General features: G+C 58.5%; 18 protein-coding genes, 1 tRNA gene and 2 pseudogenes. 14 read left to right on the forward strand and 7 right to left on the reverse strand.

Annotation, left to right across the window (positions count from 1 at the left end; translation table 11 throughout):
- Positions 1–84 precede the first annotated feature (84 nt).
- Positions 85–1,278: a murein transglycosylase A gene (locus tag WD823_RS09235; RefSeq protein ID WP_368429194.1), complete on the forward strand. Its 1,194-nt coding sequence runs from the start codon at positions 85–87 to the stop codon at positions 1,276–1,278.
- A 40-nt stretch (positions 1,279–1,318) separates the two neighbouring features.
- Here the strand turns inward: WD823_RS09235 and rnd are convergent, their stop codons facing one another.
- Positions 1,319–2,437 carry a ribonuclease D gene (rnd, locus tag WD823_RS09240; protein WP_368429195.1) on the reverse strand — a complete coding sequence of 373 codons (1,119 nt, stop codon included), beginning with the start codon at positions 2,435–2,437 and terminating at the stop codon, positions 1,319–1,321.
- Between the two features lie 84 nt (positions 2,438–2,521).
- On the opposite strand from rnd, the gene WD823_RS09245 reads away from it, so the two are divergent.
- The 6 genes from WD823_RS09245 (at position 2,522) to lpdA (ending at position 11,009) form a co-directional block, all read left to right on the forward strand.
- A complete protein-coding gene (locus WD823_RS09245; protein ID WP_368429196.1) occupies positions 2,522–3,049 on the forward strand; it encodes a hypothetical protein in 528 nt (175 codons plus the stop codon).
- Positions 3,049–4,404: a UDP-N-acetylmuramate:L-alanyl-gamma-D-glutamyl-meso-diaminopimelate ligase gene (mpl, locus tag WD823_RS09250; protein ID WP_368429197.1), complete on the forward strand. Its 1,356-nt coding sequence runs from the start codon at positions 3,049–3,051 to the stop codon at positions 4,402–4,404. The genes WD823_RS09245 and mpl overlap by 1 nt, the downstream gene beginning before the upstream one ends.
- Before the next feature lie 55 nt (positions 4,405–4,459).
- Positions 4,460–5,104, forward strand: coding sequence for a thiol:disulfide interchange protein DsbA/DsbL (locus WD823_RS09255; protein WP_368429198.1), 645 nt, complete (start codon positions 4,460–4,462; stop codon positions 5,102–5,104).
- A 192-nt stretch (positions 5,105–5,296) separates the two neighbouring features.
- The gene (locus WD823_RS09260) at positions 5,297–8,146 is read left to right on the forward strand and encodes a 2-oxoglutarate dehydrogenase E1 component (RefSeq protein WP_368429199.1); all 2,850 of its coding nucleotides are present in this window, start codon (positions 5,297–5,299) and stop codon (positions 8,144–8,146) included.
- An 18-nt stretch (positions 8,147–8,164) separates the two neighbouring features.
- Entirely contained in the window at positions 8,165–9,439 is a 1,275-nt protein-coding gene (odhB, locus tag WD823_RS09265; RefSeq protein WP_368429200.1) for a 2-oxoglutarate dehydrogenase complex dihydrolipoyllysine-residue succinyltransferase, read from the forward strand.
- A gap of 121 nt (positions 9,440–9,560) precedes the next feature.
- Positions 9,561–11,009 (forward strand): dihydrolipoyl dehydrogenase, encoded by a 1,449-nt coding sequence (lpdA, locus tag WD823_RS09270; protein WP_368429201.1) that lies wholly within the window; start codon positions 9,561–9,563, stop codon positions 11,007–11,009.
- A gap of 269 nt (positions 11,010–11,278) precedes the next feature.
- Here lpdA and WD823_RS09275 read toward each other — a convergent pair.
- A tRNA-Arg gene (locus tag WD823_RS09275) sits at positions 11,279–11,355 on the reverse strand.
- A 489-nt stretch (positions 11,356–11,844) separates the two neighbouring features.
- Here WD823_RS09275 and WD823_RS09280 point away from each other — a divergent pair.
- Positions 11,845–12,093, forward strand: a pseudogene (locus WD823_RS09280) (cytochrome c5 family protein); the annotation flags it as partial.
- 183 nt (positions 12,094–12,276) lie between these two features.
- On the opposite strand, the gene WD823_RS09285 reads toward WD823_RS09280, so the two are convergent.
- Both WD823_RS09285 and WD823_RS09290 read right to left on the reverse strand, forming a co-directional pair.
- Positions 12,277–13,791 carry a YifB family Mg chelatase-like AAA ATPase gene (locus WD823_RS09285; RefSeq protein WP_368429202.1) on the reverse strand — a complete coding sequence of 505 codons (1,515 nt, stop codon included), beginning with the start codon at positions 13,789–13,791 and terminating at the stop codon, positions 12,277–12,279.
- Positions 13,792–13,869: 78 nt separating this feature from the next.
- Entirely contained in the window at positions 13,870–14,109 is a 240-nt protein-coding gene (locus WD823_RS09290) for an accessory factor UbiK family protein (RefSeq protein ID WP_368429203.1), read from the reverse strand.
- Positions 14,110–14,381: 272 nt separating this feature from the next.
- Here WD823_RS09290 and WD823_RS09295 point away from each other — a divergent pair, with 272 nt between their 5' ends.
- The 3 genes from WD823_RS09295 to WD823_RS09305 are packed head-to-tail and all read left to right on the forward strand — an operon-like array spanning position 14,382 to position 16,922.
- The gene (locus tag WD823_RS09295; RefSeq protein ID WP_368429204.1) at positions 14,382–15,116 is read left to right on the forward strand and encodes a TorF family putative porin; all 735 of its coding nucleotides are present in this window, start codon (positions 14,382–14,384) and stop codon (positions 15,114–15,116) included.
- A 60-nt stretch (positions 15,117–15,176) separates the two neighbouring features.
- Complete coding sequence (locus WD823_RS09300; protein WP_368429205.1) at positions 15,177–15,515, forward strand: P-II family nitrogen regulator; 339 nt, start codon at positions 15,177–15,179, stop codon at positions 15,513–15,515.
- 30 nt (positions 15,516–15,545) lie between these two features.
- On the forward strand, positions 15,546–16,922 hold the full coding sequence (locus tag WD823_RS09305; RefSeq protein WP_368429320.1) for an ammonium transporter: 1,377 nt from the start codon (positions 15,546–15,548) through the stop codon (positions 16,920–16,922).
- A gap of 54 nt (positions 16,923–16,976) precedes the next feature.
- On the opposite strand, the gene WD823_RS09310 is transcribed toward WD823_RS09305, so the two are convergent.
- The 3 genes from WD823_RS09310 to speE form a co-directional block, all read right to left on the reverse strand.
- A complete protein-coding gene (locus tag WD823_RS09310; protein WP_368429206.1) occupies positions 16,977–18,398 on the reverse strand; it encodes a YdgA family protein in 1,422 nt (473 codons plus the stop codon).
- Between the two features lie 71 nt (positions 18,399–18,469).
- A complete protein-coding gene (locus tag WD823_RS09315; RefSeq protein ID WP_368429207.1) occupies positions 18,470–18,706 on the reverse strand; it encodes a CDGSH iron-sulfur domain-containing protein in 237 nt (78 codons plus the stop codon).
- 132 nt (positions 18,707–18,838) lie between these two features.
- Entirely contained in the window at positions 18,839–19,690 is an 852-nt protein-coding gene (gene speE, locus WD823_RS09320) for a polyamine aminopropyltransferase (protein ID WP_368429208.1), read from the reverse strand.
- Between the two features lie 91 nt (positions 19,691–19,781).
- On the opposite strand from speE, the gene speA reads away from it, so the two are divergent.
- The 3 genes and pseudogenes from speA to WD823_RS09335 form a co-directional block, all read left to right on the forward strand.
- Positions 19,782–21,674 carry a biosynthetic arginine decarboxylase gene (gene speA / locus WD823_RS09325; RefSeq protein ID WP_368429209.1) on the forward strand — a complete coding sequence of 631 codons (1,893 nt, stop codon included), beginning with the start codon at positions 19,782–19,784 and terminating at the stop codon, positions 21,672–21,674.
- A gap of 93 nt (positions 21,675–21,767) precedes the next feature.
- Positions 21,768–22,880, forward strand: coding sequence for a PQQ-dependent sugar dehydrogenase (locus WD823_RS09330; protein ID WP_368429210.1), 1,113 nt, complete (start codon positions 21,768–21,770; stop codon positions 22,878–22,880).
- 247 nt (positions 22,881–23,127) lie between these two features.
- Positions 23,128–23,496: pseudogene (locus tag WD823_RS09335) on the forward strand (arginine decarboxylase); the annotation flags it as partial.

The following is a 23,496-nucleotide window of genomic DNA, read 5'->3' on the forward strand; positions in this document are numbered from 1 at the left end:
GATTGTGTGCCCGGGCGCGGACGAGCCCACTGGACACAGGCCTGGCGGCAGCCGTGAATAACCAAATTGTTGGATAATCAGGCAATGCTTGATGTCATCCACAGCCACCTGACTACGCATGCGAAACGATGCACCGGTTTGCTGGTCACCACCGGAATAGTCTGTTTCCTGGTCTCCTGCGTGAGTGTACCCCGGCAGGCCCCGGGGATCGGGCAACCGATTCCCTGGACGGAACTTCCCGGTTGGCGGGAAGATCAGCTCGCCCAGGCCTGGCCGGCGTTTATGAGCAGTTGCCAGAGATTGGCATCGCGGGCGGAACAATGGCGGGATCTCTGTGCCGATGCCGCGCTCTTTTCCGATCCCGATAATGAGATCGCCCGCGCCTTTTTTGAAACGCGCTTCGTTCCGCACAAAGTGGTCGGTGACGCCGGCGCGACCGACGGACTGATCACCGGCTACTACGAACCGTTGCTGTCGGGGAGTCTCGCCCGCACCGAACGTTTCCGTTATCCGCTGTATCGACGCCCCGACGATCTGTTGATCATTGATCTGGGCGACCTCTATCCGGAATTGCAGGGCAAGCGGTACCGCGGGCGTCTGCAAGGCAGCCGCGTGGTGCCGTACTACTCGCGTGACGAGATCACCGGCCCGCTAGAACGAAAACAAAAGTCATTGACAGATGCGCTTTCGGGGCAGGAGATCGCGTGGGTGGATGACCCGGTGGCGGTGTTTTTTCTCGAGGTTCAGGGTTCCGGGCGCGTGCAGCTGCCGGACGGGCGAATGCTGCACGTGGGTTATGCAGATCAGAACGGCCATCCTTACGTGGCGATCGGCCGCACGCTGGTTGAGTCCGGCGCCCTGACGCTCGAAGCAGCAACCTTGCCGGGCATCCGTGCGTGGCTCGCCGCGCATCCCGACGAGGCCCGGAAAGTGTTGAACAGCAATCCGAGCTACGTTTTCTTCACCGTGCGTGAAGGCGATGCGCCGGGTCCGGTGGGCGCGCTCAACGTGCCGCTGTGGCCGGAACGATCGATCGCCGTGGATCCGGCATTCATCCCGCTCGGAAGTCCGGTGTGGCTTGACACCACTTTGCCCGACGACAAGTTGCCTGTGACTTACCGGCGTCTCGAGTTCGCGCTCGACACCGGTGGCGCGATCCGCGGCCCGACTCGCGCGGATCTTTTTTTCGGTTTCGGGGAGCAGGCCGAGCGCCTGGCGGGGACGATGCGCCAGCGGGGGAAAATGTATGTGCTTTTGCCCGCCGCGCGCAATTTGTGAAGCCATTTCGATCCGAGATTTATGCCAACAATGTTCAAAATCAGGTAACGACCGCCGAACCCTTCTGGCCGCCGCACCGCCGGAGGAGTTCTGCGCCGACGCATTCGCGGCGCCAGCCGCGTGCCAGTCCACTGGACATGTCACCGGACATCAGCTTCAGGAGTTCCCGTCGCGGCGCCAGCACGGTCGGGCTGATTTTGAGTTGTGTCGCTACCGTGCGTATCCTGGCATGCCATCTTTCGTACCGTGCCTGCTGATCGCGGTCTGGGCGCCGGGGTTCTTCCCACAAGCGCTCAGGGACCCGCGCCAGGCCATGCCGCACCGCTTGCAAGATTTCTTCGCGCCATTTCCGGACTCCCCCGCTGCTCAGGCCGGAAATGTGATAGAGCATTTCGATGCTTTGTGGGACGGCCTGGGCGATTTCCAGCAAAGTGGCATCGGGCGCCACCCAACCGCGCGGGAGATTGTTTTGTTGCGCGGCCCGTTCTCTCCATGCCGCCAGTTCGCGCAAGACCATTTGCGCCGCGGGTACCAGATTCTGGCCTTGCCGCAAGCGGCGATACGCCAGGCGCGGATCGTTCCGGTATAGCGCAGGATCGGTAATCGCGGCGCAATCTTCGACGAGCCATGAGGTTCTCCCGAGTTCTTCCAATTTCTGCGCGAGAAACCGGTATACATCGCGCAGGAAGCGGACATCGTCTTCGGCATAGCGCAACTGCTCGGGCGGGAGCGGGCGCGCCTCCCAATCGGCGCGCGTGTGCAGTTTAGGAAGTTTATGGCCGGTGATGGATTCAACCAGAGTTCCGTAACCGATCTGATCGTCAAAACCGCACAACGACGCCGCTATCTGGGTATCGAAAACCGGAGTGGGTGGGCTCCCGCGGATATCGGTGAGCACCTCCAGGTCTTGCCGCGCGGAATGAATGATTTTCAATACGCACGGCGAGTACATTACCTCAAGCAGCGGCTCAATGGCGGACAGCGCGAGCGTATCCACGCAGGCCACGACATCGGGCGAGGCGACTTGCACCAGACACAGGCGCGCATAGTACGTCCGGCTGCGCATGAATTCTGTGTCCAGTGCAATCCACGATTGCCCGCGGAGCCGTTCACACAAGCGTGTGAGCGAGGCAGTGTCCTGGATCAGCGGTTCCAGCATAGGTGAAGTGTATGCATTTCCTCCGCCAGCCCCAAACATGGACTTGGCCGGTTTATTGGTTTATCAGTAAGCTATGATTCGGTGATGCTAAAAACTTGGTTGAATCCTGATTTAATGTTGCTTAATAAATTTATTGACATCTGTCTGCTGCGCAAGAATCCGCAGGATTTGCCGGTCTCTCATCCGCTGATGATCGCGGCCGTAATCGCCTATGGAATAACGGACGTCATCGGTGTGCTCGATTCCCTGACATTCGGGAGCGCCCTGCTCGCTGCCGCCGTGGACACGTTGCTGCTCGTGGCCGTAACGCATCTGGTGCTGCATTGGCGTGATCTGGAGCTCCGGGTTCCACAGACACTTTCGGCGCTGGCAGGGTGTGGCGCGCTGCTTTCGATCGCGGCATGGATATGCGCGGGCCTGACACGGGAATGGCTGCCTCCCCTCTGGGTATGGGGACCATTTCTGGTGTGGTATATCTTCGTTTTCGGTCATGTGTTACGGCACGCCCTGAGTATCTCATTGGCGGCCGGAGTGGCCGCGGGCCTCATGTATCTGATGCTGTCGATGGTCGTGACCGGCCTGCTTGTGACACCGGTGTCGGTGACGGACTGATGCGCATCCATATTCTGGGGATTGGCGGGACTTTCATGGGCAGTTTGGCGCTGCTCGCGCGCGACCTCGGCCACGAGGTAACCGGATCGGATGCCAGAGTCTATCCTCCCATGAGCACACAGCTCGAGGCACAGGGGATCCGGCTCATGGAAGGGTATCTTCCGGAACACCTCGATATCGCCGACCCCGATCTCGTGATCATCGGCAACGCCCTGTCGCGCGGCAACGCGCTGGTGGAAGCGGTGCTCGACCGAAACATTCGCTACACCTCCGGCGCACAGTGGGTAGCTGAAAATATTTTACCGGGGCGCTGGGTGATCGCCGTGGCGGGGACTCACGGCAAAACCACGACCGCGAGCATGCTTGCCTGGATTCTGGAACATGCCGGGCTCAAGCCCGGTTTTCTGATCGGCGGTGTACCGGAGAATTTCGGCGTGTCGGCGCGCCGCGGGACGGATCCGTTCTTTGTTATCGAGGCCGATGAATACGACACGGCCTTCTTCGACAAGCGATCCAAATTCGTTCATTACCGCCCGCGCACCGCTATCCTGAATAATCTTGAATTCGACCATGCCGATATATTTCCCGATCTGGGTGCCATTTCACTTCAGTTTCACCACTTTGTGCGTACCATTCCGGCGTCGGGCAGGTTGATTGTGAACGCCCAGGATAAAAATCTGTCAGAACTGTTGATTAGAGGATGCTGGACGAAAGCGGAATATTTTGGCACGGAAAAGGACTGGCAGGCCGTGCCCCGAAATCGCGACGCGAGCCGGTTTGAGATTTATAGGTGCGGCACGCGTCAGACGGAAGTTGCCTGGCCGTTGCCCGGTGAACACAACATGATGAACGCACTCGCGGCCGTGGTTGCGGCACGCCACGCCGGTGTACCGGTGAATACCGCGGCGGCGGCACTCGAGAAATTTCGTAACGTCAAGCGCCGGTTGGAAGTACGCGGCAGCGTGCGAGGTATCACCGTTTACGATGATTTCGCACATCATCCGACAGCGATCGCGGCAACGCTTCAGGCCTTGCGCGCGCGCGTGGGCAATCGCCGCATCCTGGCGGTACTGGAATTACGCTCCAATACCATGCGCACAGGCGTGCATCGTGACACCCTGGCGGGATCCCTGATGCTGGCCGACAAGGTTCTGGTGCTCAAGCCGGCGGATCTCAACTGGAATCTTGAGCGCGTCACGAGCGCGTTGGCGGGCCGCGCAGAAAGCTATGGCACGGTAGCAGAGATTATTGAGACGCTGGCCGCGCAAGTCCGCCCGGAGGATCACGTGTTGATCATGAGTAATGGCGGATTTGATAATATTCATGCACGGCTGATAGAACGGTTGCAGACTTGACGCTAATCCACCGCCGCAAATTTTTCACATTGATGAACGAAGCATGGAGAATTAAATGAGAAGACTGATATATGGTTGGTTCATGGCCCTGATGTTTCTGCCGCTTTACTCGCACGCCGACAGCACGGCCGGTCGTTATGTCCAAGCACCATTTCCGGCGTCGGTCGAGACCGGAAACAAGATCGAGGTGCGCGAAATTTTCTGGTATGGCTGTCCGCATTGTTATGTCCTCGAACCGGGACTGGCGCAATGGGTGAAAAAACTGCCCGCAAATACCCAATTCGTGCGTACCCCGGGTACCGCCTCGCCGCGTTGGGCAATACATGGCCAGGCGTATTACACCTTTGAAGCGCTCGGCATCACGGCAAAAGTGCATGCCGCCTTCTTCAAGGCGGTCCAGGAACAGCGCGGCGCGTTCAATGATGAAAAAGGGATTGCCGACTTTGCCGCGAGTCACGGCGTGGACCGGAAAAAGTTCGTCGAGACATTCAATTCGTTCGGGGTCAGACTGAATCTTGAAAAGGCCAAGCAACTTAATCAGGATTTAAACATCAACTCCGTGCCCACGATCATCGTTGACGGCAAATACATAACCAGCCCTGAATTGGCCCATGGTGAAAAACCCATGTTTGAGATATTGGATCAACTCATCGTCAGGGCGGGGAAGGATCGCAAAATCAAGGCGGCGAAACCCAAATGACACGCTCCGCCGCAACCATTGGTGGCGCAAGTCTTTTCCACCTCGATCTTGAGAATGGCAACTGTTTTGTCGTTATTCGTGGTCCGCGGCCATAAGGTTGAGGCCGTAGGTCATGCTATTATAGAATTAAAACGGCAGCGTGAAGGAACCGCCCGAGGGGTCGTTCCCCGCTACATAAACATCTGAAGGAAAATGAGTAACAGAATTGTTGATCAGGGTCTGCGTGCCCTATGGCGTTCTTCACCGCTGGCGGGAGGTAACGCTGCGTATCTCGAGCAACTCTACGAACAATTTCTCCACGACCCCGATTCGGTACCCCAAGCCTGGCGCCAATACTTTGAAAACCTCCCGCGCGTGGACGGGGTCACACAAGATATCCCGCATTCGATAATCCGAGAAGAATTTCGCAAGCGTGCGCGACAGTTGCGGTCGCTAGCCAGGCCGCGAGCCGAACAAGCCGCCGTAACTGCCGACCAGGCGCACAAGCAAGTCAAGGTGCTGCAGCTTATTAATGCCTACCGCTATCGCGGTCATCAGGCCGCGAAGCTCGATCCGCTCGGGCTCCGGGAAGTTCCGATGCTCCCCGATCTCGAACTAGAAACGGTCGGATTAAGCGAATCGGATCTCGACACCGTGTTTGAAACCGGTTCGCTCGTCGGCCCAAAGCAGGCCACCCTGCGTGAAATCATTGCGCATTTGCAGGCAACCTATGTCGGAACAATCGGTGCCGAGTACATGCACATCACCGACACTCAGGAAAAACGCTGGATCCAGAGCAGCCTCGAAAGCATGCACGGCGTTCCCGATTACCCGCCCGAGGTGCGTGTCAACCTGCTCAAGCGGCTGACGGCGGCCCAGGGCCTCGAACATTATCTGCACACCAAGTACGTGGGACAGAAACGCTTCTCGCTTGAGGGCAGCGAAAGCCTGGTCCTCATGCTTGATGAAGTGATCCAGCGCGCAGGCGCGATGGGAGTGAAAGAGATTGTTATCGGCATGGCGCACCGCGGACGACTTAATGTGCTGGTGAATATCCTTGGCAAGAGCCCGGCTGAGTTGTTCCGGGAATTCGAAGGGAAAAATGATAATAACGGCGGTACCGGCGACGTGAAATATCACTTGGGTTTCTCTTCGGATATCGAGACGGAAGGCCGTAACGTGCACGTGGTGCTCGCTTTTAATCCGTCCCATCTCGAAATCGTCGGACCCGTGGTGCAAGGCTCGGTGCGCGCACGTCAGGAACGCAGCCATGACAAACGAGGCAATCGCATCCTGCCCGTGGTCATCCATGGTGACGCGGCGTTTTCGGGCCAGGGCGTGGTAATGGAAACCTTCAGCATGTCGCAGTCGCGCGGCTACTCGACCAAGGGCACCGTGCATATCGTGCTGAACAACCAGATCGGGTTTACCACGAGCAACCAGCAGGATGCGCGCTCCACACTTTACTGTACCGACGTGGCGAAAATGGTTGGGGCACCGATCTTCCATGTCAACGGTGACGATCCCGATGCGGTGCTGTTCGTCACGCAAATTGCACTCGATTACCGCATGACCTTCCACAAGGACGTGGTGATCGATCTCTTCAGCTACCGCCGTCACGGCCATTCGGAAGCCGATGAACCGTCGGTGACCCAACCGGTCATGTATCAGCGCATCCGGGAATTGCCCACGACACTCGCGCTCTACAAGCGCGTCTTGGTGGAAGATCGGGCCATCACCGAAGAACAAGCGGCGGAAATTACTCAGACTTATCAGAAACAGCTTGATGACGGTGTCTGTGTCGCACCGCATATCGTGCCCAAGGAGGAAGCCGGTTACGCCTTTAACGCCGACTGGAGCGCGTATTCCTCCGGGACAGGCGAATCTTTGCCCGAAACGGGTATCAGTCTCGAGACATTGCGTGCTCTCTCCGAAGCCATGCTTCGTGTTCCGGAAGGATTCGAGCTGCATCCGCAAGTCGTCAAGATCTTCGACAGCCGCCGCAAGATGGCAGCCGGCGCGCTGCCGGTGGACTGGGGATTCGCTGAAAATCTCGCGTACGCCTCGTTGCTCAAGGATGGCTACGGCGTGCGACTTTCCGGCCAGGACTCGGGGCGCGGCACATTTTTCCATCGCCACGCCGTGGTCTATCACCACAAAACCGGCGAGGCCTACGTGCCGTTACGTAACATCTTCGATGAACAGCCGAATTTTCTGGTGATCAATTCGCTGCTGTCGGAAGAAGCGGTGCTTGCCTTCGAATACGGTTTCGCGACCGCCGATCCCAAAACGCTTACCATCTGGGAGGCCCAATTCGGGGATTTCGCGAATAACGCGCAGGTAGTGATTGATCAGTTCGTCTGCGCGGGCGAGCAAAAATGGAATCGTCTGTGCGGACTGGTGCTTTTTCTGCCTCATGGCTACGAAGGCCAGGGCCCGGAACACTCCTCGGCACGACTCGAACGGTATCTTCAGCTTTGCGCCCAGCAGAACATGTTTGTTTGCGCGCCGACTACACCGGCGCAGTTCTTCCATCTGTTGCGCCGCCAGATGCTCTGGCCGCGCCGCAAACCGCTGGTGATCATGACCCCGAAAAGTCTGCTGCGTCACCGGAATTCTGTCAGCACCCTCGAGGAGTTGACGCAAGGCCGGTTCCGGGCGTTCCTCGGGGAAATGGAACCGCTCGATGACGCCGCCGTCAAGGAAATAATCTTCTGCAGCGGCAAGGTTTACTACGATCTTCTCGAGCGGAGACAAACATTGCAACGTCGCGATAGCGCCATACTCCGAGTCGAACAGCTCTATCCATTTCCGGAAGCGGATTTGCGACAAGAATTGCAACGTTATCCTCGCGCCAGTCGTTTCATCTGGTGCCAGGAGGAATCACGGAACAAGGGCGCGTGGTACCAGACTCAGCATCGCATCCATCGTATTCTGCCCAAAGGGATGCTATTAGAATATGTCGGACGCCCTACGGCTGCGGCCGTTGCCGTAGGCAGTTATCACCTGCATATCAAGCAATTGAATGAATTTCTTGATCAGGCACTGGGAGCCGTGAAGTGACTTCGGACAAAATCAATCATGTCCGCTGAAATAACGGTTCCCATATTTCCGGAATCCATCACCGAAGGCACTGTCCTCTCTTGGCACAAGCAGCCGGGAGAGAAATTTTCGCGCGGTGAATTGCTCGCCGAGGTTGAGACGGACAAGGTGGTTTTCGAAGTGCCGGCCCCCGACAACGGTATGTTGACGGAAATATCCGTCCCGGCCGGCGCTACGGTGAAATCGGGCCAGTCAATCGCCCGTTTCGATAAAGGCGTTAATACGAAAGACGTTAAAACGGAGGCAACGACTTCAACGGTCGTCAAAACCGTGTCCCCGGCGCCACCCGCCACTGTTACTGTTTCCAAAACCGCGCCGGAAAAAACCGTATCCGAGGCGGCCGCGGTCATGCCGGCGGCGAAACGTCTCATGGATGAACACGGAATGGATGCCCGGAAAATTACCGGCAGCGGCAAGGGCGGTCGAATCCTCAAAGAAGACGTGGCGCGTCAGATTGGAAAAAATGAAATCGAACCCGAACCCGAAACTGAACCGGTAAAAACCAAACCGGCCGTCGCCCAACCACCCACAACGCGGCCCGTGACCGCGGGTGAGCGGCCCGAACGTCGTGTGCCCATGACGCGCCTGCGCGCGCGCATTGCCGAACGGCTGGTCGAGGCACAGAGCACGGCGGTTATTCTCACGACTTTCAATGAAGTAAATATGCAACCCGTGATGGAATTGCGGACCCGCCATCGGGAACGTTTCGAACAAGAATACGGCGTACGCCTTGGGTATATGTCGTTTTTCGTCAAGGCCTCGGTGGAAGCAATCCGGCACTTTCCCGAAATCGGCGCGTCCATCGACGGCAATGATATTGTTTACCACGGCTACTACGACATCGGTGTTGCCGTCAGTACCCCGCGTGGCCTGGTGGTGCCGGTATTGCGTGACGCCGATCGGCTCAGCCTGGCCGATATCGAATCCGGCATCAAGGATTTCGGAGATCGCGCCCAGAACGGACGGCTTGCGATTGAAGAAATCACGGGCGGAATCTTCACTATTACCAACGGCGGCGTGTTTGGTTCGCTCATGTCCACGCCGATCCTGAACCCCCCGCAAACTGCGATTCTCGGCATGCATAAAATCCAGGAACGTCCGGTGGCAGAAAACGGCCAGATCGTCATCCGGCCGATGATGTATCTCGCGCTGTCCTATGATCACCGTTTGATCGACGGGCGCGAGGCAGTGCAGTTCCTTATCATGATCAAGGAGCTGCTTGAAGATCCGACGCGCCTGCTGCTGGAGGTTTAATTTCATCCCGGGGAATCCAGCGGATCACAGATCAAGGCCGGGCGTGAACTATTGCAAATTTTTTCCATTGTGTTGTCGATCTCTGTTCATCTCGGTTACATTCTCATAAAGGAACCGTGTCGTGGCGACTGAACGATTTAATGTGGTGGTGATAGGCGCCGGCCCTGCCGGCTACACGGCGGCGATCCGGGCGGCACAGCTCGGCCTCAAGGTGGCCTGCGTGGACGACTGGCACGATCCGAAGGGCAAGCCCGCCCTGGGTGGGACCTGTCTCAACGCCGGATGCATTCCTTCCAAGGCGTTGCTTGAGTCCTCGGAGTTTTATCTGATGGCGCGCGAACACGGACCCGGGCGCGGCATCAAATTCACCAATCTGTCGCTCGATTTGCCCGCCATGATGACACACAAGGACAAGGTAGTGTCCGAACTCACGGGCGGGATCGCCATCCTTTTCAAAGCCAACGGCATTACCTGGATACCGGGACGGGGCAAACTGTTGCCGAATAACATCGTGGAAATTTCGAACGATTCGGCGCACCGCCGGGTCGAAGCGGATCAGGTGATTCTTGCGAGCGGTTCGATCCCCTCCGGGCTTAAAAGCGCCGCGTTTGACGGGAAGTCAATTGTTGATTCGCAGGCGGCGCTCGAGTTCAGGGAAGTACCACGCCGTCTTGGCGTGATCGGCGCGGGCGTGATCGGACTTGAGCTCGGCAGCGTGTGGCGGCGACTTGGGTCTGAAGTGGTGCTGCTTGAAGCGCAGGAGACGTTCCTGTCCATGGCCGATGAACAATTGGCGCGGGAATCACTCAAGCAGTTTACCGCCCAGGGACTCGATATCCGCCTTGGCGCGCGGGTTCTCGGAAGCCGGGTTGAAAAAGGCACCGTGGCCGTACGCTACCAGGATAAAAACGGCGAGCACGAGGACACCGTGGATCGCCTCATTGTTGCGGTCGGCAGACGACCCAATACCGACGGGCTTTACGACAAGGAAGTCAGATTGTTGTTGGATGAATGGGGTTGCGTGCACGTGGATGCGCATTGCCGCACAAACCTTCCCGACGTCTACGCGATCGGTGACCTGGTCCGCGGACCGATGCTGGCGCATAAGGGAATGGAAGAAGGCATCATGGTGGCTGAACGGATTGCCGGACAGACGACCACGGTGAACTACGATATCGTCCCGTCCGTGATTTACACTCAGCCTGAAATCGCCTGGGTGGGAAAAACCGAGCAGGAGCTGAAGAGCGCGGGCGAGTCCTATCGCGCCGGTGTCTTCCCGTTTGCGGCCAACGGCCGCGCCAGGGCCTTGGCATTGGGCGAGGCCGTTGGTTTTATCAAGATCCTCGCGGGAAAAGACACCGATCGTGTACGCGGTGTGCACCTGGTTGGTCCGGGTTGTTCCGAGCTGGTCGCCGTGGCCGCGTTGGCGATGTCATTCAACGCCACCAGCGAGGACATCATGCTCACGATGTTTGCCCATCCCACGCTGTCGGAAGTCATGCACGAGGCGTCGCTGGCCGTGGCCGGGCACGCAATTCATATGGCGCAGCCCCGGCGCGCCCGATCTTGAACGAATTTTCCGCCACGGGAGTAGTTGCTTGATTGCCAGGATGCGCGGCGCCACGGGTAAGTTTCGACGCCTTGAAGGGATGGCGCGCCTTAGAGGATTACTCGGCCCTGCGGGCCTCGCCCCTTCGGGGCCAGCGTCGCTACGCTCCGCTGTTCAGAACGGCCGCGCCGTTCTGTCGAACCGCTGTTTGATAAGACAATGGTCAGCGGTTCGAAAGTCCCAACACCTGCCAACAAAGCGAAGGAGGCTGTTGGCCCCCTTCGCTTTGTTGGCGCGCCCTAGAGGATTCGAACCTCTGACCTTCAGCGTCGGAGGCTGACGCTCTATCCAACTGAGCTAAGGGCGCTAATTGAAGTAATGGTAACACCCGGGGTCGATGTACTGAAGTGAAACCCGTCAGCATCCCCGTGCCACCCAGTTAAGCTGAGCGCGCAACGCGTGGTTAGCATAACAGCCGGAACAGACAGCGTTTATCGGGGATATCATGAAAAGGGTTTTTTGAATAGTGAATAATTAGGATATACTGGGTGCCGAATGATTCCAGGCTCCGCCATCCGGCGGGTTAAAACTCAATTATTTAAGTTTAGTGCAAGGGTAAAACATGACTGATCGTGCATTTATGAAATCTTTTGGGGGCTTGATCTTGGCGCTGGTGTCGTTGACCGTGATTCTATTTATCATCGCCCAGATCGTCGGTGGCAAGGAGTCAAAATCTGTCGAAGCCACGGCAGATGCCAAAACCATCGCCGAACGCATCAAGCCGGTAGGTGAAGTCAGCGTCGCGACCGCGGCACCCGGCAGTCCGGTCATGGAGGCCATCATTCCTTCGGCTATTGCCGCGGGGGATGACAAGGGGAAGAAAGTCTATGACGCCAGCTGCGCGGTGTGTCACGCCGCGGGAGTGGCGGATGCACCGAAACTCGGTGATAAAGCCGCGTGGGCGCCGCGACTCAAGGCCGGCATGGATGCCGTCTATGCCAATGCCATCAAGGGCAAGGGCGCCATGCCACCGAAAGGGACCTATCAGGGTCCGGACGCCGATGTCAAAGCAGCGGTTGACTATATGGCATCTAAAGCGAAATAACTTTCAAATATTTTCGGAAAAAGCGGCCGCAAGGCCGCTTTTTTTTGCCCCAGCCCCGGATCGGCACAATCGCGCGCGTACTCTACCTCGGCAGGCCCGATGACAACCTCGATTTAAATACTTAGCACTCGAAAGCATTTCTTTGTTTTAGAGTGGAGTGAGTGGTGGTCGTAGTTGACGCATTCACGAATATATCCTTTCACGGTCGAGGCAACGATACTGCACGGCTTCGGCCACGTGCGCGGGGCGAATAAACTCCTCCGCGGCCAGATCGGCGATGGTGCGCGCCACCTTGAGTATACGGTGATAGGCGCGCGCGGAAAAACCCAAGCGATCCATGGCCTGTTCCAGCAGTTGTCGTCCGGATTCATCCAGCCGGCAGGCGCTCTCGATCTGCTGGTTGGTGAGCGCAGCGTTGTGACAACCATTACGATGGCGTTGCCGTTCGCGCGTCTGCTCCACTCTGGTGCGCACCTCTCCCGAGGATTCACTGGTGCGTGTCGCCCGATCCAGCAACACTTCGCGCGGCACCGCCGGAACTTCGATATGGATGTCGATGCGATCGAGTAATGGACCGGAGATCCGAGCACGATATTGATTCACTTTGTCCGGTGTACAGCGACAGCGTCCGGAGGCGTCGCCGTAATAGCCACAGGGGCAGGGATTCATTGCCGCCACCAGCTGGAATCGGGCGGGAAATTCCGCCTGTCTCGCGGCGCGGGAGACGGTGACGGTGCCGGATTCCAGCGGTTCACGCAACACTTCCAGTACGTGGCGATTGAACTCCGGGAGCTCATCGAGAAATAGCACCCCATGATGCGCGAGCGAAATCTCGCCCGGATGTGGGTTACTGCCGCCACCCACGAGCGCTACGGCGGAAGCCGTATGGTGTGGCGCGCGGAACGGGCGTTGTTTCCAGTGCTTGAGTGAAAACCGTTTATGCAGAGACTGTATTGCCGCGGCTTCGAGCGCTTCGTCATCATCGAGCTGCGGCAGAATGCCGGGCAACCGCGCGGCCAGCATGGTTTTGCCCGCGCCGGGGGGGCCAATCATCAGCAGGCTGTGGCCGCCGGCGGCAGCAATTTCCAGGGCCCGGCGGGCCTGATGTTGTCCCTTCACGTCACGCAAATCGGGCACCCCGGAAGCATCGGGCTGCGGTATTTTCGCTTCCTGCCGCGCAAGTAGCGAACCACCATTGAAATGAGCCGTAACTTCGAGCAGATGTTTCGCCCCGCGGACATCTCCCCCAACCGCGAGGGCGGCCTCAAGCGCATTGGCTGCCGGGAGAATCAGGACACGATTGGATTGACGCGCTTCCAGTGCCGCCGTGAGCGCACCGAGCACGGGTCGAAGCTTTCCGGTCAGTGCCAACTCGCCGATGAATTCGTATCGGTCGAGATCGCGCTGTGGAATCTGACCGGATGCCGCCAGGATACCGATGGCAATAGGAAGGTCGAAGCGCCCGCCTTCCTTGGGAAGATCGGCGGGTGCGAGATTGATGGTAATGCGCCGTGCCGGAAATTCAAACCGCACATTCTGCAACGCCGCGCGCACCCGGTCCTTGCTTTCCTTGACCGCCGCTTCGGGCAGCCCCACGATGGAAAGATTCGGCAATCCGTTCGCCAAGTGAACTTCCACCGTAACTGGCGGTGCTTCCATTCCAATTTGGGCGCGGCTGTGAACAACAGCAAGTGTCATGATGGGTTATCAGCTAGTTTTTTATTTCTTGGTCTATTTATTTCAGACCAGAAGCAATATTTTATTGAAGCTGTCGAATTATTGTTGTTTTAGTTTTCCTTCGAGTTCGGCAACTCGCTTTTCAAGCTCCTGGACACGTTCGCGGGTTCGGCGCAGCACCTGTTCCTGCACCTCGAGTTCTTCGCGTGAAACCAGTTTGAGCCGGTCGAATACCCCCTGGGACGCGGCGCGAACTTTTTTTTCCAGATCCTTCGGTCCCTCGGGGAGGATCCGGGTCAGCGCTGCCACCATCTGATCGATGATTTTCGTGTCGCTCATGGCGCGGAATTATAACAAGCCCTCTGCTCGCGATCCGGGTCACGGGTTTCGGCTTTGCACACAATTGGTGCAGCGCCGATAAATCGATTTCTATCTTGGTGCATAAATCCCAGGCTCCGCTCCCGCAAATTCATGCAACTTGCTGTTATCAAAGGGAATATGACTCTGGCACAGAATCTGCTTTAGAGCGCGCGAGATCGGAGAAATACGACTGGAATCTCAACGACTACGTTATTAAACCACTTTTGCGCCGCAAGGCCGGGAGAGAGAACATGCTGAAGTTGCATAAAACTGTTGTTGCAAGCGGTTTGTTGGTTTTGGCATCGGTAGCCGTGGCGGCGGAAAAATCGCCCGTCTCTGCCAATGTGGCGCTGACCACGAACTACGTTTGGCGCGGCGTATCCCAGACGGCCGAAAATTCCGCCATTCAAGGCGGGTTCGACTACACCCATAGCGGCGGTTTTTACCTCGGCACCTGGGGTTCGAACGTCAATTTCGGTAATGACGCCGTAACCTCGTCAGATGGCGACGGGGCTTCCATGGAGCTCGATTTTTATGGTGGTTATAAGTTTACCGCTGCGGGCGTGAACTGGGATGTCGGTGCGATCCGGTATCTGTATCCCGACGCGAACAGCAGCCTGGAATATGATTTCACGGAGTTTTACGTTGGCGGCGGGTACGGACCGTTCAGCCTCAAGTATAGCAATGCCAGCGATTACCAGGGCGTAACCACCAAATCCGGTACTTACCTGGATGCCGCATTCAGCATGGAGCTGTCGCAGGGATTGGCGCTCGCGCTGCATGTCGGCAAGTCGGGCGGTGACGGTGTCCAGGCGGCCTTCGGCAAGAAATACACCGATTACAAGATCAGCCTGACCAAGGAAGTCGGTGGCGTTGGCATCGGACTGGCCTACACCGATACCAACATGAGCGGTGCCCAGGAGATCAAGAAAGGCGTCAGCGCCAACGACGGCCAATGGATGTTGACCTTCTCGAAGAGCCTGTAACCATGACCCTCCCGGCCGGTCCTTGGCCGGGAGGGCACACATTAATCTGGAGAGTGCGATATGAAATTCGTTACAGCCATTATCAAGCCATTCAAGCTCGACGACGTGCGCGATGCACTGGCTGAAGTCGGGGTTCAGGGTGTCACCGTGACCGAAGTCAAAGGCTTCGGCCGGCAGAAGGGACACACCGAGCTTTACCGCGGTGCGGAATACGTGGTGGATTTTCTACCCAAAGTGAAGCTCGAGGTAGCCATTGACACCAAGATGCTGGATCGCGTGATTGAAGCCATCGTCAAGGCGGCCCGCACCGACAAAATCGGTGACGGAAAAATATTCGTTACTGACCTCGAACAGGTCGTCCGTATCCGCACCGGCGAAACCGGCAAAGATGCGCTTTGATACACAGGAGAAAATTCAATGTCTAAGTCAATTAATCTGAAAAAGGTGCTCGGGGTTATGGGCGTCGTGGTTCTGGCGGCATTACCCATGCTGGTTTTCGGCGACGAAACCCCCGCATCGACGGCACCCGCCGTCGCGGCCCCGGCCGTTCCCGCGGCCCCGGCCACTCCGACGCTCAACTCGGGTGACACCGCCTGGATGCTGACCTCGACGGCATTGGTGCTGTTCATGACCATACCGGGATTGTCACTGTTCTATGCCGGGATGGTGCGGTCCAAAAACGTCCTGTCGGTGATGATGCAGTGTTTTGCGATCACGGCGCTGATAACCGTGCTGTGGGTCTTGTATGGTTACAGTTTGGCGTTTTCGACCGGCGGGATGGCCAAGGGCGTTACCAACTTGTACTCATTTGTCGGCAATTTCGACAAGGCATTTCTGACGGGCGTCACGCTTGACAGCCTGACGGCGGCCGTGCCGGAGACCGTGTTCTTCACGTTCCAGATGACGTTCGCCATCATCACGCCGGCGCTGATTGTCGGAGCCTTCGCCGAGCGCATGAAGTTTTCAGCGATGCTGTGGTTCATGGGGTTGTGGATGACGCTCGTGTATGCGCCGATCGCGCACATGGTATGGAGCGGCGACGGCGGCTTCATGTGGGACCTTGGCGTGCTCGACTTCGCCGGCGGCACGGTGGTGCACATCAATGCCGGTATTGCCGGTCTGGTGGCGGCGCTGGTACTGGGTCCGCGCAAGGGATATCCCAAAGTAGCCATGATGCCGCACAACCTGGGTTACACCCTGATGGGGGCCTCGATGCTCTGGGTTGGCTGGTTCGGTTTCAACGCCGGCAGCGCGGTCGCCGCCAACGGAGCCGCCGGTATGGCGATGGCCGTCACGCAGATCGCCACCGCGGCGGCGGCGCTCGGCTGGATGTTTTCCGAGTGGCTGTCACACGGCAAGCCGAGCGTGCTGGGTATCGCCTCGGGCGCCGTCGCGGGCCTGGTGGCCATTACTCCCGCCTCCGGCTTTGTCGGACCCATGGGAGCCCTAATTATCGGCGCCATCGCCGGATTCGGCTGTTTCCTGGCTTCCACGAAGATCAAACGTTCTCTGGGCTACGATGATTCACTCGATGTGTTCGGCGTGCACGCCATCGGCGGAACGATCGGAGCATTGCTGACCGGTGTGTTTGCCATCAAGCTGGGCGGTCTTAAGCCGGAGCTGACGGTTGGCAGCCAGGTATGGATCCAGTTCATCGGTGTGGCAATGACCGTGGTCTACTGCGCGGTGGGAAGTTATGTCATCCTGAAAATTGTGGACAGCGTTATCGGCTTGCGGGTTACCGATGAACATGAAACCGAAGGTCTCGATATCGCGTTGCACGACGAGCGCGGCTACAACATTTAACCGATCCTCCTAAGGCAGTTGAAATTTTTCGGGCGCTTCGGCGCCCGATTTTTTTCACTGAGGAAGTGTGATCCGCGCCGGGGCATGCCAGGGTTTGCCGTTAATCATGACTTGTCCGCGCGCGATCGAGAGATCCAGCTTGTACCGCCCCCCCTCTTCGACCAATAGCCGCGTGAGTTCATGGCGCGCGAGATACTGCGGAAATGCCTGATCCACGATTTCCGCCATGGTATCCGCATCCAGACGCGCCATCTCTCTGGCGGTCAGGGCACCGCTTTGGCGATAGGCCTCGATGTCCCGGCGTATCGCTGCTGCGATCAGACGTTTAAGCAGCGGTTCGGGGATCAGAATCTCCAGATTGCCCCTCAAGGTGGTCAGCAGTTTCACCGGACTGTCGGTCAGGTTTCTTTTCCGTCCATCGAGGACAAATTTAGCCTTGCCGCTGATCTCGCCTTCCCGGGTCTTGAAACTGAGTCGCGTGATTTCGAACTCGGGCGCTTTTTTGGCCAGCTCGGCGAGTAACGCCACCGTTTTGCCGGCGACCGTCAGCGCCATCCGGGGCGCGATGGTGCCCTCCCGGTCGATGGCTGCAACCTCTTTTTTGAATTTCACCAGTGAAGCCACGTCGAGTCGGCGCGCTTCGAAAACCATGATACCGGGTCCGAAACGCTCCTCCGCGACGTTGGCTTCGTCAAGGGAGTAACGCAAAACCATATTGATGTTGTCGTCAGCCGGTTGTGTTGAGGCGGACAGCGTGAGTCCTTTCACGCCGACGCGACCGGAGGTTTGACCGATTTCGAGCTTGCCGACACGCAGGCTGACCTCGCCGAAGAAATAACCCGCGATCCCTTCCTGGGTGTCGGAATGCATGATGACCTTGGACAGCATCACGTCACCCTGTTGTCCCGAAGCGGCCACGGTCAGCGCCGGCAGGCGCGCATCGAACTGGATTTTCCGCCAGGCCTGGTCGAACGTTATATCCGCGCTGAATCCGCGCCAATCGATGATTTCGCCTTTGGCGCCGGTGGTTTTGATCGGCGGCATCTCGGCATGCAGGGTGCCGTCGCCATTCAGTCGGACTGTCGTCTCGGCGGAGAGCGGCGGCCAGGAGGAGGTGTTTTGCTTTTCCGGCGCGGCCAAGGAAATCTGGCTGGTGATGCGTGCCTGCACCGGGGTGTGACGCCAATCGCCTTCCAGGAATCGGTCCAGCGGAAACGGACCGTGGCTGATGCGGTGCCGGGCCTTGAATTCGAGCGGAATTTGCGGATGGCGGAAGGTGGTTTCGGCCGTGGAACTCAGCCAGCCGTGTTCATAATGTTTGGCCGTGAAATGGATTCCGCTGCGTCCCGACAATTGATCGAGCATCTCGTGGTAGGTTTTTTCCGCTTCCCGCCCAAACCAGAATGGGAGCGCCAGGATGACCAGAACCGGCAACAGGATGATCGTGGTGACAGCAGCAAGAACATATTTTTTCATGCGTAATCCGTGATTCATTGCCGCCGTGATAGTTGACGAATTACTCTCCCGCCGGTTAGCGCGGGAATGACTTACAAGAATTTTTTGTGGGTCCCGTCACAACGGGGTTTGTTGGCAGAGTGTTTGCAGCCGCACAGGGCCCATTTGACTCCCTGATCCAGCTCGAATTTGACCGGCTCGAAGCCGCTGCCCTTGTGCGAGCCGTCACAGAATGGCTGATTCTTCGACTGGCCGCAGGCACACCACCAGTAGGTACCGGGTTTCAGCTCAAGTACGTAAGGACCTTTTTGGGCAATTTTCGGATCCATGACTGTTCACATTGTTGGGATATATGCAGTGAATTTCGCTTTCAGATGTTTTTATACGCTGAATGGCGTTCGCCTTCAATTGCCTGCCAACCTTCATAAATGAATGAAGCCAGAGACAGCTGTGCCTGAAAATCAGGTTAATAACCGGCGCAGGAATTCCGGACATGCCAGCGCCGCGGCATGTATGTCGCGGTTGTAATAATGCGTGGTAAAGGTCTTCGTGGCCGCCTCTCGGGAACGAAATAGGCTGACCGGGCCGTCCTTGCCGGCGAGGGTGGCGCTCCACCATCCGGAAGGATAGGCGCACTGCGGAAAATTGAGTGTGGCAATCTCGAGAAAGCCCGCCGATTTGAGGGACCGGTGTACCGAGGCAATCAACTCGGCATGGAACAGCGGCGATTCGCTCTGTCCCACGATAAGTCCGCGCGGCCGCAACGCCCGATGACAATTCTTATAGAAGGCCTCGGAAAAGAGACCGGCGGCCGGCCCCACCGGATCGGTCGAATCCACGATGATGATGTCGTAAATACCGGGTTGGGCGTCCGCCACCCATTTAATCCCGTCGGCAAAGTGCAGGCGCGCGCGCGGGTCATGGTTAGATTCGCACAGTTCGGGAAAGAATTTTTCCGCCACCCGCGTGACGCGCTCGTCGAGTTCGACCTGCTCGGCGATTTCCACCGTCTTATGTTTCAGCACTTCGTGCAGCGTGCCGCAATCGCCGCCGCCGATGATCAGCACCCGCTTGGGATCGGGATGGGTGAACAACGTCGGGTGCGACATCATTTCGTGATAGATGAAATTGTCGCGGTCGGTGACCATGACGAGGCCGTCGAGCGTCATTAGCGTGCCGAAGGTTTCGGTCTCGTAGATCTCGATGCGCTGGTACGGCGACTTCTCGTCATGCACCTTGTTTTTGATCTTGAGCGAGATGGCCGAGCCTTGTCCGGCCCATTCCTCGGTGTACCAGTTTTTGTCTAAGGTCATGAGTAGCAAGTAACAAGTTTCAAGTTGCAAGATTGTAATATCTACCGCTTACTACTTGCCACTTGTTACTTGCTACTTGATACTTCGTTTTATGATCGACTGGTCCATACAAAAAGCCCGCGATGTCTACAACATCGCCCACTGGAGCGGCGGCTATTTCGACGTCAACGGCAAGGGTCACCTCGTGTGCCGGCCGGACGGCCGCGCCGACCATGCCGGCATCGATCTGTTCGAGCTTTCCAAGGAGATCAAGGCCGCGGGCCTCTCGCTCCCGGTGCTGGTGCGCTTCTCCGATATCCTGCGCCATCGCGTCGAGACCCTGTGCGACGCTTTCGATCGCGCGATGCAGGCCGACGGGTACCGCGGCGATTACACCTCCGTTTACCCGATCAAGGTCAACCAGCAGAAGAGCGTGGTCGAGAAAATTCTCGCGCGCGCCGACGGACGAGTGGGGCTGGAGGCCGGCTCCAAGCCCGAACTGCTCGCGGTGCTGGCGCTGTCGCGTCAGGACGGTGGCGTGGTGGTGTGCAACGGCTACAAAGACCGCGAGTACATCCGCCTCGCGCTCATCGGCAAGGAGCTCGGGCACCGCGTTTACATCGTCGTGGAGAAACCCTCTGAACTTGAACTCGTCATCGAGGAATCGCATAACCTCGGTGTAACCCCGCTCATCGGGCTACGCATGCGGCTGTCCTCGATCGGCGCCGGCAAATGGCAGAACACCGGCGGCGACAAATCCAAATTCGGTCTCTCCGCCTCGCAGGTGCTGGACGCCATGGCACGCCTGCGCGCGGCGGACCTGTTGCCGAGCTTGCAGATGATGCACTTTCACATGGGCTCGCAGATCGCCAACATTCAGCACATCCAGCTCGGCATGCGCGAGGCGGCGCGCTACTACGCGGAACTGCGCGCCATCGGCGCGGACATCCGCTGCATCAACGTAGGCGGCGGGCTGGGAGTGGATTACGAAGGCACGCGCTCGCGCAGTTTCTGTTCCATGAACTACTCGGTCTCCGAGTACGCGCACAACATCGTGCACGCGCTCACCGAAATCTGCGCGGAAAAAAACCTGCCCCATCCCGACATCGTCACGGAATCGGGCCGCGCCATGACGGCGCATCACGCGGTGCTGGTGACCAACGTGGTGGGCACCGAGTCCGCCCCGGGTGCGGATTCGGTGCCAAAGGCGACCGAGAACGAACCCGCGATCATTCGCGATCTGTGGCAGTCGCTCGCGACAATTTCAGACCGCTCCGTCGTCGAGGCTTATCACGACGCCGCCCACCGGCTGACCGAGGCGCAGGGCATGTTCAGCCACGGAGTGCTCGCGCTCGCGCAGCGGGCGCGTGCCGAACAAATTTATTTCACTATTTGCTGGAAGGTGCGCGAGCTGTTGCAACCGGCCGCGCGTTCCCACCGGGAGATTCTCGACGAGTTGAACGAGAAGCTCGCGGACAAGTATTTCTGCAATTTCTCTCTGTTCCAGTCCATGCCCGACCACTGGGCCATCGATCAGATTTTTCCGGTGGTGCCGCTAAATCGCCTGAACGAGCCGCCCACGCGCCGCGGCGTGATGCAGGACATCACCTGCGATTCCGACGGGCGTATCGATTTGTACGTGGACGGTGAGGGCATCGAAACCACGCTGCCGCTGCATCCGCTGCGCGAAAACGAGCCCTATCTGCTCGGGATTTTTCTGGTCGGAGCCTATCAGGAGATCCTCGGCGACATGCACAACCTGTTCGGCGACACCGATTCGGTTCATGTCGAACTGAAACCGGACGGTGGCCATCAATTGTCACAAGCGCAGCAAGGCGACACGGTGGACTCGGTGCTGCGCTACGTGCACTTCAACGCCGACGACCTGCTCGCGACTTACCGCGCCAAGATCAAGCGCGCGAAATCACTCAGCCCGAGAAACCGCGAGGCCTATCTCACAGAGCTAGCCGAAGGATTGAAGGGATATACCTATTTAGAGGATTAGTGATTTACAAATCACAATGAGACAAAACTTATTTTTCAAAGACTTGACCCCATTGCTTTTGCGCATCTCCCGATTGTGCGTCAAGATCGCCGTATGAAAACTTTCCTCCTGTTCTGGGCCGGCGCGCTCGCCGCGTTCCCTGCCGCCGCCCAAACCATTCAGTCCGAGGAACACGCGTTCCGCGTCGTGACATTGGTGCGTGGCCTGGAGCAGCCCTGGTCGCTGGCCTTCCTTCCCGATGGGCGCATGCTGGTCACCGAGAAGGCCGGACGGCTGCGCATCGTCAAGGATGGGAAGCTCGATGCGCAGTCCGTCGCGGGACTGCCCGAAGTCACGGTGCACGGGCAAGGCGGCCTGATGGACGTCGCGCTGCACCCCGGGTTTTCCAAGAACCGCCTGGTCTACATCTCCTACGCCGCGCGCGGCGCCGACGGCGTCGGCACCGAGGTGGCGCGCGGCAGGCTCACCGGCCACCGGCTCGACGACGTGCAGGTGATTTTCCGGCAAAGCCCGAAGGGCAACCGCGGCCAGCATTTCGGCTCGCGGATGGTATTCGACCGCCAGGGCTACCTCTACATTACGCTCGGCGACCGCGGCGAGATGGAGCGAGCGCAGCGGCCTGACGATCACGCCGGCTCGGTGATCCGCCTGCACGACGACGGACGCGTGCCGAAGGACAATCCGTTCGTGGGCAAGCCGGGATGGAAGCCCGATAAGTACACTCTGGGCAATCGCAACCAGCAAGGCGCGGCGCTGCACCCGCGGACCGGGGTGCTGTGGACCCACGAGCACGGGCCGCAGGGCGGCGACGAGGTGAACGTGATCCGTGCCGGCGCAAACTACGGCTGGCCGGTGATCACCTACGGCGTCAATTACGGCATCGGCACGAAGATCGGCGAGGGCACGGCGAAACCCGGCATGGAGCAGCCGATCCACAAATGGGTACCCTCGATCGCGCCTTCCGGTATGGCGTTCTATACCGGTGACAAATTCCCGAAATGGCGCGGCGACCTGTTTGTCGGCGCGCTGCGCGCCGAGCTGCTGGTACGCCTGCGGCTCGACGGCGAGAAGGTGCTGCGCGAAGAGCGGCTACTGCAGGGCGCCGTAGGGCGCATCCGCGACGTGCGCGCCGGGCCCGACGGCCTCATCTACCTGCTGACCGACGAGTCGCGCGCGGTGCTGGCGCGCCTCGAGCCGGCGGGCTGAGGTTATATTTTCTTACGTAAGGTCATCATCGTTTTACGATTGCCTCACAGACTGGCGCCGCATTCCCCAACTCTGCAAAGGAAACCTCGTGAATCAGGGTCTTGCATCTTCCCGTGGCACCGCTGCTTCAAGCTTGCCACCCTGTCCACCGCGGCGGCCGGATTGGCGGGCCTCGGCCTTCGCGCGTGGCGGCCGCCGTCCGCGGCATGACGGACCCGGGGCGGCGATGGTCGGGAGTCTCGGCCTGTACGTGGACAGCGAGGGCATCGAAACAACGCTGCCGCCGCATCCGCCGCGCGATAACGAGCCCTATCTGCTCGGGATTTTTCTGGTCGGAGCCTATCAGGAGATTCTCGGCGGCAGGCACAATCTGTTCGGCGATACCGACTCCGTTCATGTCGAACTGAAACCGGACGGCAGCCACCGGCTGCTGCAACCGCAGCGCGGCGACACCGTGGACTCGGTGCTGCGCTACGTGCACTTCAACGCCGACGATCTGCTCGCTTCCTACCGCGCCAAGATCGAACGCGCGAAATCACTCAGCCCGAGAAACCGCGAGGCCTATCTCACAGAGCTAGCCGAAGGATTGAAGGGATATACTTACCTAGAGGATTAA

Source organism: Sulfuricaulis sp. (genome assembly GCF_040901545.1).
Taxonomy (GTDB): Bacteria; Pseudomonadota; Gammaproteobacteria; order Acidiferrobacterales; family Sulfurifustaceae; genus Sulfuricaulis.

Excerpts from the sequence above, each read along its gene's own strand:
- WD823_RS09235 (WP_368429194.1), top strand. The coding sequence starts at position 85 with ATGCTTGATGTCATCCACAGCCACCTGACTACGCATGCGAAACGATGC.
- WD823_RS09330 (WP_368429210.1), top strand. The coding sequence starts at position 21,768 with ATGAAAACTTTCCTCCTGTTCTGGGCCGGCGCGCTCGCCGCGTTCCCT.
- mpl (WP_368429197.1), top strand. The coding sequence starts at position 3,049 with ATGCGCATCCATATTCTGGGGATTGGCGGGACTTTCATGGGCAGTTTG.
- speA (WP_368429209.1), top strand. The coding sequence starts at position 19,782 with ATGATCGACTGGTCCATACAAAAAGCCCGCGATGTCTACAACATCGCC.
- WD823_RS09315 (WP_368429207.1), bottom strand. The coding sequence starts at position 18,706 with ATGGATCCGAAAATTGCCCAAAAAGGTCCTTACGTACTTGAGCTGAAA.
- WD823_RS09260 (WP_368429199.1), top strand. The coding sequence starts at position 5,297 with ATGAGTAACAGAATTGTTGATCAGGGTCTGCGTGCCCTATGGCGTTCT.
- WD823_RS09300 (WP_368429205.1), top strand. The coding sequence starts at position 15,177 with ATGAAATTCGTTACAGCCATTATCAAGCCATTCAAGCTCGACGACGTG.
- WD823_RS09285 (WP_368429202.1), bottom strand. The coding sequence starts at position 13,791 with ATGACACTTGCTGTTGTTCACAGCCGCGCCCAAATTGGAATGGAAGCA.
- WD823_RS09245 (WP_368429196.1), top strand. The coding sequence starts at position 2,522 with ATGCTAAAAACTTGGTTGAATCCTGATTTAATGTTGCTTAATAAATTT.
- WD823_RS09295 (WP_368429204.1), top strand. The coding sequence starts at position 14,382 with ATGCTGAAGTTGCATAAAACTGTTGTTGCAAGCGGTTTGTTGGTTTTG.
- WD823_RS09290 (WP_368429203.1), bottom strand. The coding sequence starts at position 14,109 with ATGAGCGACACGAAAATCATCGATCAGATGGTGGCAGCGCTGACCCGG.
- WD823_RS09255 (WP_368429198.1), top strand. The coding sequence starts at position 4,460 with ATGAGAAGACTGATATATGGTTGGTTCATGGCCCTGATGTTTCTGCCG.
- WD823_RS09310 (WP_368429206.1), bottom strand. The coding sequence starts at position 18,398 with ATGAAAAAATATGTTCTTGCTGCTGTCACCACGATCATCCTGTTGCCG.
- odhB (WP_368429200.1), top strand. The coding sequence starts at position 8,165 with ATGTCCGCTGAAATAACGGTTCCCATATTTCCGGAATCCATCACCGAA.
- rnd (WP_368429195.1), bottom strand. The coding sequence starts at position 2,437 with ATGCTGGAACCGCTGATCCAGGACACTGCCTCGCTCACACGCTTGTGT.
- speE (WP_368429208.1), bottom strand. The coding sequence starts at position 19,690 with ATGACCTTAGACAAAAACTGGTACACCGAGGAATGGGCCGGACAAGGC.